Source organism: Mesorhizobium sp. LNHC209A00, from assembly GCF_000502915.1.
In the GTDB taxonomy this organism is placed as follows: Bacteria; Pseudomonadota; Alphaproteobacteria; order Rhizobiales; family Rhizobiaceae; genus Mesorhizobium.
On record NZ_AYWT01000001.1, the window covers coordinates 442,334 to 462,470 of the forward strand.

At 63.2% G+C, this 20,137-nt stretch carries 18 protein-coding genes; 5 read left to right on the plus strand and 13 right to left on the minus strand.

Features of this window, described 5'->3' with window-relative positions:
- Positions 1-49: 49 nt before the first annotated feature.
- The 5 genes from X739_RS163700 to X739_RS163680 all read right to left on the minus strand — a co-directional run bounded on the left by X739_RS163700 (position 50) and on the right by X739_RS163680 (position 7,884).
- Positions 50-3,211, minus strand: a complete 3,162-nt coding sequence (locus tag X739_RS163700) for an efflux RND transporter permease subunit (protein WP_023792003.1) — start codon at positions 3,209-3,211, stop codon at positions 50-52.
- Positions 3,208-4,482: an efflux RND transporter periplasmic adaptor subunit gene (locus tag X739_RS163695; RefSeq protein WP_023792006.1), complete on the minus strand. Its 1,275-nt coding sequence runs from the start codon at positions 4,480-4,482 to the stop codon at positions 3,208-3,210. The genes X739_RS163700 and X739_RS163695 overlap by 4 nt, the downstream gene beginning before the upstream one ends.
- A gap of 242 nt (positions 4,483-4,724) precedes the next feature.
- On the minus strand, positions 4,725-5,321 hold the full coding sequence (locus X739_RS163690; protein ID WP_023792009.1) for a LysE family translocator: 597 nt from the start codon (positions 5,319-5,321) through the stop codon (positions 4,725-4,727).
- A gap of 112 nt (positions 5,322-5,433) precedes the next feature.
- A complete protein-coding gene (ilvN, locus tag X739_RS163685) occupies positions 5,434-6,009 on the minus strand; it encodes an acetolactate synthase small subunit (RefSeq protein WP_013894763.1) in 576 nt (191 codons plus the stop codon).
- Between the two features lie 78 nt (positions 6,010-6,087).
- Positions 6,088-7,884 (minus strand): acetolactate synthase 3 large subunit, encoded by a 1,797-nt coding sequence (locus tag X739_RS163680; protein ID WP_084056061.1) that lies wholly within the window; start codon positions 7,882-7,884, stop codon positions 6,088-6,090.
- Positions 7,885-8,330: 446 nt separating this feature from the next.
- Here X739_RS163680 and X739_RS163675 point away from each other — a divergent pair, with 446 nt between their 5' ends.
- The gene (locus X739_RS163675; protein WP_023792015.1) at positions 8,331-10,139 is read left to right on the plus strand and encodes an NAD(P)/FAD-dependent oxidoreductase; all 1,809 of its coding nucleotides are present in this window, start codon (positions 8,331-8,333) and stop codon (positions 10,137-10,139) included.
- Here the strand turns inward: X739_RS163675 and X739_RS163670 are convergent.
- Genes X739_RS163670 through X739_RS163660 form a run of 3 tightly spaced genes read right to left on the minus strand, consistent with a single transcriptional unit; the run spans position 10,127 to position 12,090 of the window.
- Positions 10,127-10,327, minus strand: a complete 201-nt coding sequence (locus tag X739_RS163670; protein WP_023769738.1) for a hypothetical protein — start codon at positions 10,325-10,327, stop codon at positions 10,127-10,129. The genes X739_RS163675 and X739_RS163670 overlap by 13 nt on opposite strands.
- 30 nt (positions 10,328-10,357) lie before the next feature.
- On the minus strand, positions 10,358-10,942 hold the full coding sequence (locus tag X739_RS163665) for an HD domain-containing protein (protein WP_023792020.1): 585 nt from the start codon (positions 10,940-10,942) through the stop codon (positions 10,358-10,360).
- Entirely contained in the window at positions 10,939-12,090 is a 1,152-nt protein-coding gene (locus X739_RS163660; RefSeq protein ID WP_023792023.1) for a gamma-butyrobetaine dioxygenase, read from the minus strand. The genes X739_RS163665 and X739_RS163660 overlap by 4 nt, the downstream gene beginning before the upstream one ends.
- A 118-nt stretch (positions 12,091-12,208) precedes the next feature.
- Here X739_RS163660 and X739_RS163655 point away from each other — a divergent pair, with 118 nt between their 5' ends.
- Positions 12,209-13,090: a LysR substrate-binding domain-containing protein gene (locus X739_RS163655; RefSeq protein ID WP_023792026.1), complete on the plus strand. Its 882-nt coding sequence runs from the start codon at positions 12,209-12,211 to the stop codon at positions 13,088-13,090.
- A gap of 11 nt (positions 13,091-13,101) precedes the next feature.
- Here the strand turns inward: X739_RS163655 and X739_RS163650 are convergent, their stop codons facing one another.
- The 3 genes from X739_RS163650 to X739_RS163640 are packed head-to-tail and all read right to left on the minus strand — an operon-like array spanning position 13,102 to position 14,550.
- Positions 13,102-13,632 (minus strand): GNAT family N-acetyltransferase, encoded by a 531-nt coding sequence (locus X739_RS163650; protein WP_023769734.1) that lies wholly within the window; start codon positions 13,630-13,632, stop codon positions 13,102-13,104.
- 41 nt (positions 13,633-13,673) lie between these two features.
- Complete coding sequence (locus X739_RS163645) at positions 13,674-13,982, minus strand: hypothetical protein (protein WP_023792031.1); 309 nt, start codon at positions 13,980-13,982, stop codon at positions 13,674-13,676.
- Positions 13,983-13,986: 4 nt separating this feature from the next.
- Entirely contained in the window at positions 13,987-14,550 is a 564-nt protein-coding gene (locus X739_RS163640) for an XRE family transcriptional regulator (RefSeq protein ID WP_023769732.1), read from the minus strand.
- A 152-nt stretch (positions 14,551-14,702) separates the two neighbouring features.
- On the opposite strand from X739_RS163640, the gene X739_RS163635 reads away from it, so the two are divergent.
- Positions 14,703-16,532, plus strand: coding sequence for an ATP-binding protein (locus tag X739_RS163635; RefSeq protein ID WP_023769731.1), 1,830 nt, complete (start codon positions 14,703-14,705; stop codon positions 16,530-16,532).
- 287 nt (positions 16,533-16,819) lie between these two features.
- Here the strand turns inward: X739_RS163635 and X739_RS163630 are convergent, their stop codons facing one another.
- Positions 16,820-17,614, minus strand: a complete 795-nt coding sequence (locus X739_RS163630; protein ID WP_023769730.1) for a GGDEF domain-containing protein — start codon at positions 17,612-17,614, stop codon at positions 16,820-16,822.
- 106 nt (positions 17,615-17,720) lie between these two features.
- Positions 17,721-18,686, minus strand: coding sequence for a tRNA (adenosine(37)-N6)-dimethylallyltransferase MiaA (gene miaA / locus X739_RS163625; RefSeq protein WP_023792036.1), 966 nt, complete (start codon positions 18,684-18,686; stop codon positions 17,721-17,723).
- Between miaA and serB the strand changes: the two genes are divergently transcribed.
- Both serB and X739_RS163615 read left to right on the plus strand, forming a co-directional pair.
- The gene (gene serB, locus X739_RS163620; RefSeq protein WP_023782664.1) at positions 18,676-19,563 is read left to right on the plus strand and encodes a phosphoserine phosphatase SerB; all 888 of its coding nucleotides are present in this window, start codon (positions 18,676-18,678) and stop codon (positions 19,561-19,563) included. The genes miaA and serB overlap by 11 nt on opposite strands.
- Positions 19,560-20,132 carry a GNAT family N-acetyltransferase gene (locus tag X739_RS163615; RefSeq protein ID WP_023769727.1) on the plus strand — a complete coding sequence of 191 codons (573 nt, stop codon included), beginning with the start codon at positions 19,560-19,562 and terminating at the stop codon, positions 20,130-20,132. The genes serB and X739_RS163615 overlap by 4 nt, the downstream gene beginning before the upstream one ends.
- Positions 20,133-20,137 lie beyond the last annotated feature (5 nt).

Here is a 20,137-nt window from a genome sequence, read left to right on the forward strand (position 1 = left end):
CCGCAAGTATTACGGCTTGGGCCAGCGGAACTCGGCGCGTGCCTGCCTGCTACTCGGCGGCAGTCTTCTGCGGCTCACCGGGGATGTCGTCATTTGTGCCGAACAGCGAGGGCTGGTCGCCCTCTTCGACTAGGTGCAACTCGGCCTTGCGCTTCGGCATGAGTCCGACCAGCCAGCCCGAGAAATTCTCCATGTAGACGTAGATTACCGGTGTCACGAACAGGGTCAGCGCCTGCGAGGCGAGCAGGCCGCCGACGACGGCAACGCCCAGCGGCTGGCGCAGTTCCGCGCTGGCGCCGGTGCCGAGCGCGATCGGGAACGTGCCCATCAGTGCTGCCAGCGTCGTCATCATGATCGGCCTGAACCGCATCAGGCAGGCTTTGTGGATGGAATCGGTGGCCGACATGCCCTCTCGTCGCAGTTCAAGCGCGACGTCGACCATCATGATGCCGTTCTTCTTCACGATGCCGATCAGCATCAGGATGCCGATCACCGCGATGACGGACAGATCCATGCCGGCGAAGCGCAAGGCGACAACCGCCCCGAGCACGGCCGACGGCAGGCCGGTCAGAATGGTGAGTGGGTGGATGAAGCTCTCATACAGAATGCCGAGCACGATATAGATGGTCAGGATGGCGCCGCCGACCAGCAGGCCCTGGTTGGCAAGCGAATCCTGGAAGGTCTTGGCGGTGCCGGCGAAGGTCGTCGAGATCGCCGTCGGCATGCCGATCTGCTCTTTCAGCGCATCGATGCGTTTCACGCTGTCGCCCAGCGCCACGCCCTGCGGAAGGTTATAGGAGATGGTCACCGCCGGAAGCTGACCGAGCTGGTTGACCGTCAAGGCGCCGGCCGTGCGGTCGACCCGGGCGAAGGCGCCGAGCGGCACCAGGCTGCCACTCGCCGTCCGCATCTGGATGGCAAGCATCCGCTCCGGCGACCATTCGATCTTGGGATCGAGTTCGGCGATGACTTCGTAACTGTCGGCCGAGCCGAAGATCGTTGAAACCTGGTCGGTGCCGAACCCGCCATAAAGCGCCGAGCGCAGCGTGTCGGTGTCGATGCCGAGTTGGGCGGCCTTGTCGCGGTCCACCACCAGCGTCGCCTGCAAGGCGTTGTTCTGCAGGTCGCTGGTGACGTCGGTGAAGGTCGTGTGGTCGGCCGCCATCGCGTCATTCAGTTTCTGCGCCCACTGATCTGTCAGGCCGGTGTCGAGGCCCTGAACCACGAGCTGGTAGGCACTGGCCGACGAGCGTGAGCCGAGCCGCAGATTCTGCACCGGCTGCATGTAGGTCTCGATGCCCGCCACGCCGGCCAGTTGCTTGCGCAGATCCGAAAGCACCTTCTCGATATCGGGACGCTGGTCCTTGCCCTTGAGCTGGACGAAGAGCTGTCCCTGGTTCAGCGCATTGTTACCGCTGCCCGCCGACCAGGCCACATGGTCGACATAGGGCGACTTCGAGAACACGCTCGCCACCTGCCCCTGCAGCTTGGCCATGGCGTCGAACGAAATGTCCTGGCGCGCGATGGTGGTCACTGAAATCTGGCCGATATCTTCTTGCGGGAAGAAACCCTTCGGCGAAACCTCGATCAGCCACACCGAGGCCGCCGCGGTGCCGACGAAGACGAGGAACACCAGGAAGGTGTGCCGCAGGCAGAAGCTCAGAATCCGGGCGTAGCCGCGGGTGATGAAATCGCGCTTGTGGCCGGCACCATGTGCCTCGCGGTCGGCCTTGCTGACTGACAGCAGCCGCGAGCACAGCATCGGCGTCAGTGTCAGCGACACGAACATGGAGGCCAGGATGGCGACGGTCACCACGACAGCGAACTCGTTGAAGATGCGCCCGATCACGCCGCCCATCAGAAGCACCGGGATGAACACCGCCACCAGCGAGATCGAGATCGATATGATGGTGAAACCGATTTCGCGCGCGCCCTTCAGCGACGCGTCGAAGGCTGAAAGCCCATCCTCCTCCATGTGGCGGAAGATGTTTTCGAGCATCACAATGGCATCGTCGACGACGAGGCCGACGGCGAGCGTCAGGCCCATCAGCGATATGTTGTCGATGGAAAAGCCGAACAGGAACATCGCGCCGAGCGTGGCGATCAGCGAGATCGGCACCGCCACGGCCGGGATGATGGTCGCCGTCACGCGACGCAGGAACACGAAGATCACCATCACCACCAGCGCGATGGTCAAGAGCAGCGTGAACTGTACGTCGTCGACCGCCTGGCGGATCGAGCTTGAGCGGTCGTTGAGCAGCTTGATCTGGGCTGCGGCCGGCATCTGGTCCTGGAAGGACGGCAGCATCGCCTTGACCTTGTCGACGACGTCGACCGTGTTGGCGTCCGGCTGGCGCTGCACCGCCATGATGATCGCGCGGGTACCGTCATACCAGCTTGCGGTCGTGGTGGTCTGCACCGAATCGACGACACGGGTCACCTCGCCCAGCCGCACCGGGTGGCCGTTCTTGGTGGCGATGATGAGGTTTGAGAAACCGGCCGCGTCGGTAAGCTGCGTGTTGGCGGTGATGGTGAGCTGCTGCTTGTTGTTCTGCAGCACGCCGAGCGGCGTGTTGCTGTTGGCGGATGCGACCGCTGCCTGCAGCTGATCGATCGAGATGCCGCGCGCGGCAAGCGCGGTCGGATCGATCTGAATGCGCACCGCGTATTTCTGCTGGCCGAAGATCGAGACCTGCGCGACGCCGTCGATGGTCGACAGCGATGGCGAGATCACGTTTTCGGCGAAGGCATCGAGGTCGGTCAGCGGAACCGTGTCGCTGACCAGCGACATTAGCAGGATCGGCGCATCGGCCGGATTGACCTTGCGATAGCTCGGCGGCGCCGTCATCTGCGGCGGCAGCGATTTCTGCGTGCGCGCGATAGCCGCCTGGACGTCCGCGGCGGCCGCGTCGATGTCGCGGTTGAGCACGAACTGGATGGCGATCGAGGTCTGGCCGAGCGAATTGGTGGTCGAAATGGAATCAATGCCGGCGATGGTCGCGAACTGCTTGATCAGCGGCGTCGCCACCGACGTGGCCATGGTTTCCGGCGAGGCGCCAGGCAGCGAGGCCGAGACGTTGACGACAGGGAATTCGGCGCTGGGCAGTGCCGCCACCGGCAGGAATTTATAGGCAAACAGTCCGCCCAGCACGAGGGCGAACGACATCAGAAGGGTGGCGACTGGCCGGCGGATACAGAATTCGGAGATCATTGGGCCGCCTCGCCGGCGCTGGTCGCCTCGGCCACCTTGGGCGCGGCCGCCTTGCCTTCATGCACCGCGGCGCCATCCTTCAGCCTTGTCTGGCCCTCGGTGACAACCTTCTCGCCGCTTTTCAGCCCCTGGCTGATGGCGCTGTTTGCGCCTTCGGTCAGCGCCACCTGCACCGGCCGCATCTCCACCGTGTTGTCCGGCTTGACCACATAGACGAACGGCCCCTTCTGGCTGGGCTGCACCGCCACGGTCGGAACGGAGGTCATCCGCGGCATGATGCCGGCGTCGAGCACGACATTCACATACTGGCCAGGCCAAAGGGAAAGATCGGCATTGGGAATGCTTGCCCGCGTTGCGATCGTGCCCGATGCGGTGTCGACGCTGGAATCTACGAAATCGAGCGTGCCCTTGCCAATCGGCGTCGGGTCGCCGTTCTGGGTCAATGTCACGGCGTTCTGCCGTGGATTGGCAAGCGCCTTGTGAAGCAGTGCAAGGTTGCTTTCCGGCAGATTGAAGTTGACCTGCAGCGGGTCCATCTGGGTGATGGTCACCAGTGGCGTCGCCGTGCTGCTGTTCCCGTTGCTGACGGTGACGAGGTCGCCTACGGCGACATTCACGGCGCCCAGCCTGCCGTCGATCGGCGCGGTGATGCTGGCAAAGCCAAGCTGGACGTTGTCGGCGTCGATCGTCGCCTTGTCGGCCTCGACCGTCGCCGCCGCCGCCTTCTGCGCGGCAACGGCCTGATCGTAGGTCTGTTGCGTACCGGCCTGCTTGGCGACAAGGTCCTTGGCGCGCTGGAGATCGGAGTTCGAGCTGGCGAGCAGCGCCTGGTCCTTGGCAAGCGCCGCCTGGTCCTTGGCGAGTTGCGCCTTCAGCGCCCGGTCGTCAAGCGAGAACAGGAGGTCGCCAGCCTTCACCATCTGCCCGTCCTTGACGTCGATCGACACGATCTGGCTGGAGACGCGCGCGTTGATGTTGACCACGGCCGGAGAGGAAACGAACCCGATGGCATAGCGGCGGATCGGGAAATCCGCGGTTGTAGCCGTCGCCGAAACGATCGAGGTCGAACGGGCACTGTTGCCGCTACCCGCCGCCTTGTCCCCCGCCGGCTTGTCGGCCACTGGCTTGTCGGCCGCCGGCTTGCCCGTCGCGGCGACCTGTTTTGGCCCGAGGAACTGCTGAGCCTTATTCAGCGCGTCCGGCGACAGATAAAGCCAGGCCGCGCCGACACAGGCGACCGCCAGCAATGAAAGAACGACTTTTCCACGCATCGACAAAAGACCTCTCCGTCCGACACGCCGTAGCCAGGTGGTCGTATTCTAGCGCAATTCCGGCTCGTTGCCGCGATTTCGCCGAATAGATAGGACGCGGGTTTGTCGGAAAAGGGCCAAAACACGGCATTACGAAGATTTAATGTGCACTGCACAATAGCTGTGCAGCCGGCTATCGTTAGAAACCGGAGGTAGGGTGGGCTCCGAAAATGGCTTCGAGGGGGCAGATGGAGGCTTATGATCTAGCGCAGCATCGGCCAAAGCGTCGCCGCCAGCAGCACGCCCATGGCGATGTTGAACCATTTCAACCGCATCGGATCGGACAGGAAGCCGCGTAGCGCTGTGCCGAATCCGGCCCAGACCGAGACACTGGGGAGATTGACCACCGTGAAAGCCACGCCGATCAGAATGACGGACAAGAAAGGTCGTTCGGAATTGGTGTAGACGGCCATCGCGGTGATCGCCATCACCCAGGCCTTGGGGTTGACCCACTGGAAGGCCGCGGCATCGATAAAGCGCATCGGCCGCGCATCCGTGTCGCCCTTGCCGCTGAGCGAGCGCGACATGGCAATCTTCCAGGCGAGGTAGAGCAGATAGACGGCGCCGGCAATCTTAAGCCCGGTGTGCAGCGCGGGGAAGGCGGTTAGCACCGCCCCAAGCCCGAAGCCTACGGCAAGCAAGAGGACGAGAAAGCCGAAGCTGATCCCCAGCATGTGCGGCACAGTCCTGCCGATGCCGAAATTCACGCCGGAGGCCAGCAGCATGAGGTTGTTCGGCCCCGGCGTGATCGAGGTCACGAAGGCATAGACGAGCAGTGCGAGGAACGCGTCGAGTGACATGATATCCTCCCAGATACGTCAGCACTATTGTCTTTTCCGATGGTGCACAAAGGCCAGTGCCGACCGTTGGTCACGCCAGTCCCTACACTCATGGAAATTCAGACAGGTCGGCCTACATGCCCTGCGGGCCGCGGTTCATGGCGGCCACGCCGGTGCGGCAGATCTCGACCAGGCCGAGCGGCTTCATGATGGCGATGAACTGGTCGAGCTTGGATCCCTTGCCGGTGATTTCGAAGATGAAATGTTCGGTGTTGGCGTCGATGACGCTGGCGCGGAAAGCGTCCGCCAGGCGCAACGCCTCGACTCGAGCCTCGCCGGTGCCGGCAACCTTGACCAGCGCCAGTTCCCGCTCCAGCGGCCGCTCCTGTCCGAACTCGTGCGAACGAACGGTGAGATCGACCACGCGATGCACCGGCACGATGCGCTCGAGCTGATGCTTGATCTGCTCCAGCACATGCGGTGTGCCGCGCGTCACGATGGTGATGCGCGACAGGTGCTTCTCATGCTCGGTCTCCGAGACGGTCAAGCTCTCGATATTGTAGCCGCGGCCGGAAAACAGGCCGATGACCCGGGCAAGCACGCCCGGTTCGTTGTCGACCAGCACGGATAGCGTGTGGTTTTCCGGCCTCTCCGTCTCCTTGGCGATGAAGTAGGCGGAACCGGTGGGTTGAAGGTGCTGTGCGTTCATGACATGAATCTCAAATTCTTGATCTAATTACCTGTTTTCGCACGGCTTCTTTTGACAAGCCCTGCCCCGGCTCGTCGTCTACACCAGTTCCCTGCCCTTGGCGTCGATTGCATTGGCCACGACCTCGTCGGTGGCCTCGTCCGGCAAGAGCATCTCGTTATGCGCCTTGCCTGACGGGATCATCGGGAAGCAGTTGGCGAGCGTCGCGACGCGGCAGTCGAACAGCACCGGCTTCCTGACCGAGATCATCTCCTTGATCGCGTCGTCCAGTTCGTCTGGCTTGTCGCAACGAATGCCGTGGCCGCCATAGGCCTCGGCCAGCTTGACGAAATCGGGCATCGCTTCGGTGTAGGAATGCGACAACCGGTTGCCGTGCAGCAGCTGCTGCCACTGGCGCACCATGCCCATATACTGGTTGTTGAGGATGAAGATCTTGATCGGCGCGTCGTGCTGCACGGCGGCGCTCATCTCCTGCATGGTCATCTGCACCGAAGCATCGCCGGCAATGTCGACGACCAGCGCGTCGGGATGCGCGATCTGCACGCCGAGCGCGGCAGGCAGGCCGTAGCCCATCGTGCCCAGCCCACCCGAGGTCATCCAGCGGTTCGGCTTCTCGAAATGATAATGCTGCGCCGCCCACATCTGGTGCTGGCCGACCTCGGTGGTGATGTAGGTGTCCATGTCCTTGGTCAGCTCGTAGAGCCGCTGGATGGCGTATTGCGGCATGATCACGTCGTTGTTCATCTTGAAGGCGAGTGAATCGCGCCCGCGCCATTTGGCGATCTGCTCCCACCAGGGATAGAGCGCCTTTTTGTCGTGCTTGGCGGTTGCCCGCCACAGCCGCAGCATGTCTTCCAGCACGCGCCCGACATCCCCGATGATGGGCACTTCGGTGTGGACGTTCTTGTTGATCGAGGACGGATCGATATCGATGTGGATTTTGCGCGAGTTCGGTGAGAACGCATTCAGCCTGCCGGTGATACGGTCGTCGAAACGCGCGCCGATGCAGAGCATCACGTCGCAATCATGCATGGCCATGTTGGCTTCGTAGGTGCCGTGCATGCCGAGCATGCCCAGCCAGTTCTTGCCCGACGCCGGATAGGAGCCGAGCCCCATCAGCGTCGAGGTGATCGGGAAACCGGTGAGATCGACCAGTTCGCGCAAGAGATGGCTCGCTTCCGGGCCGGAATTGATGACACCGCCACCAGAATAGATCACTGGTTTCCTGGCGCCGGCCATCAGTTCGACCGCCGCCTTGATCTTCTCCAGGTCGCCCTGGACCTTGGGCTGGTAGCTGGTGCGCGGCGCGATCTGCGGCGGCACATAAAAGCCCTTGGCGAACTGCACGTCCTTCGGGATATCGACCACGACCGGACCGGGACGGCCGGTCGTCGCGACATGGAAGGCCTCGTGGATGGTCGCGGCGAGTTCGTTGACGTCCTTGACCAGCCAGTTGTGCTTGGTGCAGGGCCGCGTAATGCCGACCGTGTCGCATTCCTGGAACGCGTCGGAGCCGATGAGCGAGGTCGGCACCTGCCCGGTCAGGCAGACCAGCGGGATCGAATCCATCAGCGCATCCTGCAGCGGCGTCACCGCATTGGTGGCGCCGGGACCCGATGTCACCAGCATGACGCCTGCCTTGCCGGTCGACCGCGCATACCCCTCTGCCGCATGGCCGGCGCCCTGCTCGTGCCGCACGAGGATGTGCTCGACCTCGTCCTGCTGGAAGATCTCGTCATAGATCGGGAGAACGGCGCCGCCGGGATAACCGAAGACATGCTTGACGCCATTGTCCTTCAGCGCCTGCACCACCATTTCGGCGCCGGTCATTTCCCTACCTACCATCTCGCGCCGCTCGTTCTGTCCATTGCTCATCGGTCTGGTCCCGTACTGTCCGCCATTGGGCGTTGCTGGTCGTTTAGTCGTGTTTCAGGCAATAAAAAAGGCCCCCGAGGGAGCCTGTGTCTGCGCATGGGGGGTTTTCGCCCGGCGGTTACACCGCCTTGCCCACGCGCCTTCCTACGAGAATGAGTGCCGTTTTCATGGTGGCGGACCATAGAGGCGAAGTCGCGGGGTCGTCAATGGGGTACCGCACGAATTCACTCGCCTGTGAGATCGGCTCCGCCGCGCGCTACCATAGTACAGTTGAGCCCATCCCATCGACGCACCACTATGCCGGGCTGACGACGTGCCTGGGAGGAGACGCGTTGCCGGCGAATGGGAGTCCCATCCCCAGGGCAGGGAGGTCCTGGCCGGCCGCTTGCTGTTCCAGTGGAAGCCTGAACAGGCGTTCTTGGAAAACGACAACCGGAGGAGAAACCATGCTCGAGAGAACACCCACCACGAAGGCGCAGGCACTGCTCGACAAGCTTGGCAAGGCGCTGGAGACCGGCGACATCGACGCGGCGGTCAACTGTTTCCAGGCGGATTGCTACTGGCGCGACCTCGTCACCTTCACCTGGAATCTCAGGACGATGGAGGGCCAGGAGCAGATCCGCGACATGCTGAAAGCAACCCTGGCTGGAATCCTGCCGAGCGACTGGAAGGTGGCCGAAGGCGAGGAGGCGACCGAGGCGGACGGCGTCACCACCGCCTGGATCACCTTCGAGACCGAGGTGGCGCGCGGCTTCGGCCTGGTGCGGTTCAAGGGCGACCTGATCTGGACCTTGCTCACCAGCATGGCCGAGCTCAAGGGCCATGAGGAGAAGGCCGGTTTCAATCGGCCGCTCGGCGCCAAGCACGGTCACGGCAAGGACAGGAAATCCTGGCGCGAGGAGCGTGATGACGAGATCGCCGAACTCGGCCGCGGCAAGCAGCCTTATGTCGTGATCATCGGCGGTGGTCAGGGCGGCATTGCGCTCGGCGCGCGCCTGCGCCAGCTCGGCGTATCGGCCATCATCATCGAGAAGAACGAGCGTCCCGGCGATTCCTGGCGCAAGCGCTACAAGTCGCTCTGCCTGCACGATCCGGTCTGGTACGACCATCTGCCCTATATCGACTTCCCCAAGAATTGGCCGGTCTTCGCCCCGAAGGACAAGATCGGCGACTGGCTCGAGATGTACACGAAGGTGATGGAGCTGAACTACTGGTCCTCCACCTCGGCTAAATCCGCGAAATACGACGACGAGGCCAAGGAATGGACCGTCGTGGTCGAGCGTGACGGCGAAGAGATCGTGCTCAAGCCCAAGCAGTTGGTGTTGGCGACCGGCATGTCCGGCAAGGCGAACTGGCCGAAATACAAGGGCCAGGACATCTTCAAGGGCGAGCAGCAGCATTCCTCGACCCATCCCGGCCCCGATAAATATCGCGGCAAGAAAGTCGTGGTCATCGGCTCCAACAACTCCGCCCACGACATCTGCGCGGCTCTCTGGGAGGGAGGCGCGGACGTCACCATGCTGCAGCGCTCCTCCACCCATATTGTCAAGTCCGACACGTTGATGGATATCGGGCTCAGCGCACTCTATTCCGAGCAGGCGGTGGAGAACGGCATGACGACGCGCAAGGCCGACCTGATCTTTGCCTCGCTGCCCTATCGCATCCTGCACGAGTTCCAGATCCCGCTTTACCAGCAGATGAAGGAACGCGACGCGAAGTTCTACGAGGATCTGGAAAAAGCGGGCTTCCTGCTCGACTGGGGCGATGACGGCTCAGGCCTGTTCATGAAGTATCTGCGCCGGGGTTCGGGCTACTACATCGATGTCGGCGCCTGCGACTTGGTCATAGACGGCTCGATCAAGCTCAAGAGCGGACCAGGTGCGGCGGTGCGGGAATTGACCCAAACCGGCGTCAAATTCGCCGATGGCACCGAATTGCCGGCCGATCTCGTGATCTACGCCACAGGCTACGGCTCGATGAACGGATGGGCGGCGGACCTCATCTCGCAGGAGGTGGCCGACAAGGTCGGCAAGGTCTGGGGCCTTGGCTCCAACACCGCCAAGGATCCCGGCCCCTGGGAAGGCGAACAGCGCAACATGTGGAAGCCGACCCAGCAGGAGGCGCTGTGGTTCCATGGCGGCAACCTCCACCAGTCGCGCCACTATTCGCAATATCTGGCGCTGCAGCTGAAAGCCCGGCAAGTCGGCTTGCCGACGCCGGTCTACGGGCTGCAGCAGGTCTATCACAAGGGATAGTTCGCTTCTCCCGCATCGACACGGTGAACCTGTCTCGCCTCGGCGACATCGAACAAAGCGGCAGCGGCGAGTTCGCCGCCGGGGCTGGTCGGCGATGGCGTGAAAACGCCCTCGTCAGCCAAACGATCGCGGCAGGTCTCCGGCCGGTATGCCGCCACCGCGCTTTCGCCGTCGAAGCAGAAGCACATTGGCTGTCTCCTCCCGGTGATCGGTTTGCATCAGGGCCGATTGGCGAAGTCGTGCACGACGCGCTGCAGCAACGGCACATAATCGCGAAACGCCCGCGTCCGCATATTGGCGACCTTGCCGCCCTCGTCCCAGATGCGAACTCGCACCGCTTCTTCATGGAACGGGTTCTCGCGGAACGCAGCCACCTCGTCGGCACTCATCGGTCCGCCCTGCAGCGACAAGGTATGAACCGAAGCCGGCGACAGCCTGGAGAAATAGGTCGGGTCGGTGGCGCAGAGATAGCGCTTGGCGGCAACGTGCAGCCGGACGCAGTCGACAATAACAGGCGGGAAGAACGGCGCCAGCACCTCGCCGCCGGCCTCGTCATGGTGCTTGTCCTCGACATCCTCGGGCGAATAGGTGCCGAACTCGCTGGTGTAGTGGCCGATGTCGTGTAGCAGCGCGGCGGCCACCAGCACGTCTGGGGCTCCATCCTGTTCCGCCAACCAGGCCCCTTGCAGCATATGCTCGGACATCGTCACCGGCTCGCCAAGATAGGATTCGGCGCCGCGGCGCTCAAAAATGTCGGCGATGAATTCGACGATGGTGTCCGCGTTCAGATCCTGGCCGATCATTCCGCGGCCTCCTTGAAGCCGTGTTCGATCGCCGCGAGCGTCGACAACAGGCCGTCCTTGTCGGCGTAGCATCCCTGCAGCCAGCGCTTGCCGGTGCCGGAGAACGCCTTGCGGGCATGCATGACGCGGGTGTTGTCGACGATAAAGGCCTGGCCGGGCTCAAGCTTGAAGGTGACTTCGAAGGATGGATCCTCGATCAGCTCGGCGAAGCGGCGGTAGGCGGCATAATAAGCGCCCATCTCGGCGAACGGCACATCGACGGTCGGCGCCAGCGAACGGTTGTTGAAGCGGATGCAGATCAGTTCGCCGTCGGGTCCAAGCTCGATCATCGGTCGCTTCGCCTGCAGCCGCACGCCGGACGACCCAGCATATTCGAACCGCGCCGCATGGGAGCTCAGCAGCCGAAAACCTTCGGGATTTTCCGCTTGAAGGGCGGCCGCGACGGCAAAGCCATCAACGACGCTGGATTCACCGCCCTCCACCGTGTTCTCGATGCAGGACAGGATCTGCAGCGTCGGCACCGGATCGCGATAGGGGTTGTCGGTATGCGCCTGCAGGCCGAGATTGGTGTAGGCGAGATTGTTCGGGTTGACCTCGGCGCGCACTTCGAACCAGCGCCCGTAATTGGTCTCCCTGATATAGCCGAACAAGTCGGACACCTTGCACAGCGCCCCGGATTCGGCCGGCAGCCCGTCCATCACCGCAAAACCGTAAGTCCTCACCGCCGAAAGCCATTCGCGCAGGACGCCGCGGCCCTGCAAGGCCGCCGGATAGCTGGCGCGCGGCACCGAGTTCTGCATCGTCGCCCTGGTCCAGCGCTGGACAACATCGCCTGTCCAACCAAGCTGCCGTGTCTCGTCGCTATCATAGGCGTTCGCACGCAGCCATTGAGCGGGAAAGCTGACCGTTTTTCCCTCCGGTTCGAAGCTGATCTCCAGCGCTCCGGCCTTGACGGCGGCAGCGCCAATTCTCGTTTTCACCGGAATGTCGAGGATGGTGATCAGGCGCTGGCCGTTGCCGGCGCTGCGCGTCTTGTCGTCAAGCGCGTTGTCGCGCAGCCAGATGGCGTGAAAGCGGGTACGTTTGCCGTCTGTCCAACCAAGTTCGATTGTTCTGCCTTCATCGCCAACCAGCGCGTGGGTGAGCATGGAAATCCGTCCTGTCGCCTTGTTGCCCACGGTTCGTGCCGTGGTTTGGATTGCATGTTGACCTCCCAAGAGGCATAATTCCAATTATCATTTTTTGGTCTATGGTACCGGTCTACTAATGGCTCGGCGAACCATCCCTACCCTCCCTCCGCTCGACTGGCTGCGCAGTTTCGAGGCTGCGGCACGGCTGTCGAACTTCACCGCGGCGGCAGCCGAACTCGGCCTGACCCAGGCGGCCGTCAGCCAGCACATCCGGCTGCTCGAGGAAAGGCTGAAGACGCGTCTGTTTTCGCGGCTGGCGCGTGGGGTCGCGCTGGCGCCGGCAGGTGCCGCCTACCTGCCCCACATCCAGTCGGCCTTCGCCACCATTGGCAGCAGCACCACGGAACTGTTCGAACCGCGTGCCGTCCAGACCGTCTCGATCCGGGTGCCGATCTCGTTTGCGCTGCTGGCGCTGGTTCCGGCGCTGCCCGATCTCGCCGAGGCGTTGCCACGCATCCAGCTCGATCTGGTGACGATCCATCGCCCGACCGACTATGATTTGCCGGGCTCGGCGCTCGACATCCGGTTCGGCAACGGATCCTTTCCCGGACGCGAGGCCGAGAGGCTGACCGCCGAGCGGCTTGTGCCAGTGGCAAACCCGGCCTTGGCCAGTGCCGCCGACTGGACGTCGCTGCCGCTGCTTCTGGTGGCCGGGGCGCGCGAGATGTGGGCGGAATGGTTCTCGGCGGCCGGATTGGCCGGCCATCCCCAGCGCTCGCACCGCTTCGACAGTTTCGTCGCCGCCATGCAGGCGGCGAGCGCCGGTGCCGGTGTGCTTCTGGGGTCAAGACCCCTAATCGACGCGGCGCTCTACAGCGGAGCGTTGGTCCGGCTTTCCGATTTTGAGCTCCCCAGCACGTCAGGGCATTTTCTGACCAGGCGTTCGACCGCGCACCTGACAAGCGCCGAGCAGGATTTCCGCCAATGGCTGCTGAAGCGCCTCGCCGGGAAGGCATGAGGTGACTGGCGTTACCGCGACGCTGTGCCGATGCGCTTCCAATAGATCAGCGTGCCCGTCAGCCCGCCATGCGGCTTCAGCGCATAGTCCGGCACTTCGCCTGCCAAGGTAAAGCCGAGCTTCTCATAAAGCGCCGAAGCACCCTCCTCGGTCGCCGTATCCAGAACCAGCAGCGTGCGTCCCTTCTCCGCCGCGAGGCGTTCGGCGGCTAGCATCAGGCGCGTCCCGATACCCCTGCCCCGCTGCCCGACCGATGTCATCAACTTGGCGATCTCGGCCCGATGCGGCTGATTGGGCGGACAGTCGAGCAGCAAGGTAACGGTGCCGACCAGAGCGCCGCCGTCCCATGCCCCAATCACCGTTCGTTGCCCTCGTGCCGCCGCGGCCAGCGACGTCTCCCAGAACGCGCTGGCCGCATCCGACGCCAGCGGATGCATAAAGCTGACCGATCCGCCGGCGGCAACCGTTTCGACCAGCAGATCGGTCAGCTGTGCGAGTGTTTCCCGGCTTGCGGTCAACGGCCCGATTTCTACAATGTTCATACCTGGTCCTCTGGAAACGATTGATGGTCGACAGCGCCGCTTCAGTCGAGATGGCGCACACGCCGCCGCTTGCGCGCGGCCTTCATGGCGCCGATGCGTTCGGTGTCTTGTTCCTTGAGGTGCCGACCGCGCTCCAGGATCTCGAGCGTGTATTCCTCATAGGTCAGGCCCAGCCGTTCAGCCTTGTCCATCCGCATCAGCATGACTTCGCGGCTCGGCGCCTTCCATGCCTTGGCGTGCGCGGCCTGCCAGGCCAGGAAGATGTAAGGATCGCCCTTGCCCCATGGCGGCCCCTTGTAGTCGTCAAGAGGCGGCCCCCCATTGTGGGAGCGCTTTGGCCGTCTTGGCATGACGTCAGCTCCTGACCAGGGCGACGAGATAATCGGCGCCCGGCTCCAGAGCATGAAAGGTGCAATCCGACGGCGCTCCGAGCGCCAGGCAGTCGCCCGGTTCGAGCCTGTGCACATGGTCACCCTCGGTGAATTCGAGTTTTCCCGAGATCAGCCAGATCTGCTGCTTGATGAAGGCGTAGGAAGCCGCCGGCAAGTTGACCTTCGCGCCCGCCGGCAGATGGACCTTGATCAGTTCGAGCGGCATGTCGCAGGCCGGCGACAAATGCCGCCTGACATAGCCTGTGTCGGGGTCGCGCCACACCGGCTGGCCGGCCGCGCGCAGCAGCCCGCCGCCCTGCAATTCCGCCCGTGCGATGAGGGTCGAGAGCGTCATGCCGAAGGCCGCGGCTATGCGCACCAGAAGTGCCGCCGTCGGACTGGTCATGCCACGCTCCATCGTACTCAGCATTGCCTTGGAGACACCGGACTGTTCAGCGAGCTCCGCCAGCGACCAGTCCCGCATGGTCCTTTCGGTACGGATACGTCTGCCGATGGTTAGGGAAATGTCGTTCGCTATATCATCCATTCGTTCATTATAACGAAACCATGAGGGCGCGAATAGCTATCTCAAAGCAATTTTCACCAGGCCCTTAATCCTCTCTACACCATCCGACCTCATCCGACCTTAACCCCGTTCCTGTAGGGTTCGCCTCAAGGGAAATGGGGATTGGCCTGTCCATGTATGTCGAACGCGAAGCTTCAGTCGGAGAACCGACATCGCAGGAGCGCCGCACAGCCGACCAGAACGACAAGCGCATCCTGGGCAATGTCGTGCAATGCGACGGTGCGCGCGCCACCATCAGCGCCTATGCCGACGATGTCGACGGCGCGGTCACCGGCCTGTGGACGGTCGGCAAGATGATCTCGATCAACCTTGGCACGACGCGAACCGTCGGCCTGGTCTACGCGATCGGCAAGTCGGATCTGGCCTGGAACAATGACGGCCAGAACGCCATCGAGGTCAGCATCGAGCTGATCGGCGAAGTCCGTGACGGCGCCGAACCCGAGGCCAAACCGATCTTCGACCGCGGCATTACCGTATATCCGCATATCGGCGCCGTCGCGCACCGCATCCGCACCCGCGACCTGCAGGCAGTCTATGACCTGGCCGGCCGCCATTCCATCACCATCGGCTCGCTGGCGCAGGACGAGGCGATCGCCGCCAACATCGCCATCGATGACACGCTGGCGCGCCACTTCGCCATTGTCGGCACGACCGGCGTCGGTAAGTCGACAGCGGTTTCGCTGCTGCTGCGCAAGTCGATCGCGGCGCGACCGGACCTGCGCATCCTGATCCTCGATCCGCACAACGAGTTCGCGGCCTCGCTGCCGGAATATTGCGTCAGGGTCGATTCCAAGACGCTCGACCTGCCGTTCTGGATGTTCACGCTGGAGGAATTCGCCGAAGTGCTGTTTCGCGGACGCGAAACGGTGCCGGAAGAGATCGATGCCCTTCGCGACCTCATTCCGCTCGCCAAGAATCTCTATCGCAACCCCGGTTCAGGGGCCTACCTCAGGCGCGGCAGCGATGCGCTGACCGCCGATACGCCGGTGCCCTACCGCATCGCCGACCTGCTCAAGCAGATCGACGAGCGCATGGGCATGCTCGAAAGCAAGACCGATCGTCCGACCCTCAAATCGCTGAAGACACGCATCGAATCGGCGGCGGCCGATCCGCGCTACCGCTTCATGTTCAATTCGCGCCTGATCGAGGACACCATCCACGAGACGATCGGCAACATCTTCCGCGTGCCGCATCATGGCCGTCCGGTGACCTGCTTCGAGATGGCCGGCATGCCGTCGGAAGTGGTCAATTCCGTCTGCTCGGTGCTGGCGCGTCTGGCATTCGACCTCGCTCTGTGGAGCGAAGGCAAGCTGCAGCTGCTGTTCCTATGCGAGGAAGCACACCGCTACATGCCCGCCGATGCGCGTCTCGGCTTCGCGCCGACCCGGCACGCGCTGTCGCGCATCGCCAAGGAAGGCCGCAAATATGGCTGCTATCTCGGCGTCGTCACCCAACGCCCCGGCGAGCTGGACCCGACCATTCTCTCGCAGTGCTCGACCTTCTTCGCCATGCGGCTCGCCAACGAGCAGGACCAGGCGATCATCCGCTCGGCGATCGCCGACTCTTCGGCCTCCACGCTCGCGTTCCTGTCCTCCATGGGCCAGCGCGAAGCGATCGCCTTCGGCGAAGGCGTGGCGACGACCATGCGGCTGAAATTCGAAAGACTGCCCGCTCACCTGCTTCCGGGCACGGCCAAGCGCGAGGAAGACGTGACGTCCAAGGCCGGCGAGGTCGACCTGGTGGCGATCGTGGAGCGGCTGCGCAACGTACCAAAGCCACAGAGCCAGGCGATGGCCTTCGCCGAGGTGGTCGATTCCGGCCGGCAAGCCGGCGACCCCGACTACCGCAAAGCGCCGGCGGCGCGCGTGCAGTCGGACGAAGATTTCGACACACGCTACGGCCTCAAACCCGCCACCTTCGGCCTGCGCCCGCAGAACGATTGAGCTGAGCGTCACACCTCTGCGAAAAGTCCTGAGAACCCGCGCAAGCGGCCTATCCCATGTTCGTCGGAAAGCTTGGGTAATCCTGTCGGGGAATTCGTCAGGCTGGGCCGATTGGTGTCGGCTTCGAAAACCGAAGCCGAGCGACCCTTGGTCGGTGAGCGCTGGCCTTCGCCGGCCGCAGCCTTAGTCTAAAGGCCACAACGTCTCATAAGTGCTTCGGCCGGCGAAGCCCGGAAGCGCGGAAGTCGGCGGCAGACGGCCAGCCTCACGAATTCAGTGATGGGATTTTAGGCGCAGACGCGGTTGCGGCCTTGCCTTTTGGCTTCGTAGAGCTGGCGGTCGGCGCGTCGATAGAATTCCTCCGCCGTTTCCTTGCGATCCCAGACGGCAAGCCCCACGCTGGTGGTAATCTTGAGCCGGACATTGTTGCCGGACAGGATCGACATGTTGGCGACCGCCTTGCGGATGCGCTCGGCGAATTTGGCCAGAAGGTCCGCCTCCATGTTGGGCGTGACCACGGCGAACTCCTCGCCACCCAGGCGCGCCACCACATCGTGGAAACGTGTCATGTCCCTGAGGCATCTTGCGACAGCCTTAAGCACCTCGTCGCCGACATCGTGGCCGTGCGTGTCGTTGACCTGCTTGAAATGGTCCAGATCGAGGATCATCAGCCCGACCGGTTTTTCGATGCGCCGGAACTCCTCGAGATATTCCTTCAGCGCGTCGTCGAAATAGCGCCGGTTCTGCATGCCGGTCAGGCCGTCGGTCAGGGCGGCATGCTCGAGCGTTTCGGAGCGGGCGCTGAGCGACACCGTCATGGCGCGCAGCTTGCCCTCTTCGGTCGCCTGTTTGCGGATCAGCGGATAGATGAAGAAGATGCCGAAAAACAGCGCGGTGGCGAGCAGTACGCCGGTCGCGAACAGGAGTTTGTTGAGGTATATGACCTTGTCCAGGCCGGAGGCCGTATGGAGTTCCGTCGCGAAGGATTGCAGTTGCCCATAGGCGTGCAGTGTCACCAGGCCAGCGGCCAGGATCACGAAGATAAAGACGAAAAAAGCGGATTCCGCTTTGTGGAAACGCATCTGCTCCCCGATGGAAAAGTACCCCATGACCTTATGGCATCGACCGACTTACGGAGCGTTAAATTCCGACAACTTCGGCGAGAACCCTTCCCTCGGGGGCAACTTTTTAAGTTGCATTAGCAACAAGTGTTTGGATCGTGGTTTCGAGATCGTCACCGGGGCGAAGTCTCTGCCATTCCGGCCCCAGCTGATGGCGGAACCAGGTAGCCTGGCGTTTGGCATATTGCCTTGTCGCGATCTTGGCGCGCTCGATCGCCTCGGGAAAGCTCGACTGCCCTGAGATCGCGGCCTGGAGCTCACGAACCCCGATCGCCTTCATCGCCGGCAGGTCTGGATCCAGACGAAGGGCCGCAAGCTGCTTGACTTCCTCCAGCGCGCCCTTGTCCAGCATCTGGTCGAAACGCCTTTCGATGCGGTCGACCAATGCTGCCCGATCCGGCTCGACGACCAGGAAATGCGCGCTCGGCCTGTCGATGAGCGGCAGGCCACGCTCTGCCTGCCAGTCCAGGATCGACCGGCCGGAGGCGTCGAGCACCTCGAGCGCCCGCACGATGCGCTGGCTGTCGGTTGGTTTCAACTGCATGGCGACGTTCGAATCCTCGCGCAGCAGCAACGCATGCAGCTTGACCGCGCCTTGCTCCTTCAATTCGTAGCGCCAGCGGTCGCGTATCCGTTGCGGAATATCGGGCATTTCCGAAATGCCTTCCGCCAGCGCACGAAAGTACAGGCCGGTGCCACCGACGAAGATTGGCCGCCGCGAGAGCGTCCCGTCATCAATGAGTTTCATGACGTCGCGCAGCCAGGCGCCGGTCGAGTAGGCGGTGCCGGGATGGACATGCCCATAGAGAAAATGCGGCGCTCGTGCGAGTTCGGGCGCCTGCGGCCGAGCCGTCAGCACGTCGAGAACCGCATAGCCCTGCATGGAATCGGTGTTGACAATGACGCCGCCTGTGTGTTCGGCCAGTTCAAGCGCCAGCGCCGACTTGCCGCTGGCGGTCGGCCCGGCTATCAGGATCGCGTTCTTCACGCGGCCTTCGCCCGCATCCGTGCCGGAATTCTCGATGCCGCTCATTGCCACGCTTGTTTCCCGTCCCGCCGATCGCGCTCTGTCGCCATCGCTTGCGAATATGGCCTCACGGTCGGTGGGCGCAAGCGCTGTCGTGTGGCTGGCCGAAGGCATTGCCTGTGATCTTGCCCTGCCGCCAGCTGCGCAGGCTGATGAAACGACCGCGAGCCTTCGTGCCGCACTGGCGGCTGAACCCGTCGACGTGATCGTCCAGCAGGCTGAAACACGCCGCAAGAAAATCCTTCTCGCCGACATGGATTCGACCATGATCGACCAGGAGTGCATCGACGAGCTGGCCGACGAGATCGGCGTCAAGGATCATGTCGCGGCGATCACCGCACGGTCGATGAACGGCGAGATCGCCTTCGAGCCGGCGCTGCGCGAGCGCGTGGCACTGCTCAAGGGGCTCGATGCCGCCGTCGTCGACCATATCGTCGCCAATCGGCTGACTTTGGCCTCGGGCGGCCGCGCGCTGGTCCAGACCATGCGCGCCAACGGCGCCTGGACGGCGCTCGTCTCGGGCGGTTTCGAGGTCTTCACCACGCGCATCGCTGCGATGCTTGGTTTTCAGGAAAACCGCGCCAACCGCCTTCTCGACCAGGACGGACGCTTCACCGGGCTGGTCGGCGAGCCGATCCTTGGCCGCGCCGCCAAGGCCGAGGCGCTGCTCGAAATCTGTGCGCGCCTTGGCCTGGCGCCGGCCGATGCCATCGCCGTCGGCGACGGCGCCAACGATCTCGACATGATCCGCCTGGCCGGAACCGGTGTCGCGCTGCATGCCAAGCCGACGGTGGCAGCGCAGGCCAAAGTCCGGATCGACCATGGCGACCTGACGGCGCTGCTTTATCTGCAGGGCTATCGGCAGGAAGAATTCGTCCAATGAAGCCGATCCGTACCGAACGCCTGATCCTGCGCAATTGGGAGGATCGCGACCGCGAATTGTTCCATCGCATCAATTCCGATGATCGCGTGATGGAGTTCTTCCCGTTTCGCCGCGACCGTGCGGCCGCCGACGCCAAGATGGATGAGTTCCGCGCCTGGGTCGATGAGGACGGCTACGGCTTCGCGGCGGCCGAGATTGCCGCGACAGGCGAATGCATCGGTTTCGTCGGCCTCCTCGCGACCGATGATGTGCCATCGCTGCCGGCCGACACAATCGAGATCGGCTGGCGGTTGGCTCCCGAATACTGGGGCAAGGGCTATGTCACCGAGGCCTCGGAGGCATGGCTGGCCTACGGCTTCGAGACATTGGCCGTCGACGAGATCGTTTCCTTCGCCGTGGCGGAAAACCACCGCTCGACCGCCGTTATGAAACGCCTCGGCATGACAGCCGACCCATTGAGCGATTTCGACCACCCCAGCATTCCAGACAGCCATCCCGCGCTCAAGCGGCATGTGCTCTACCGGCTGTCGCGCGAGGACTGGCAGGCAAGAAAAAAGGCGGCCGTTTAGCCGCC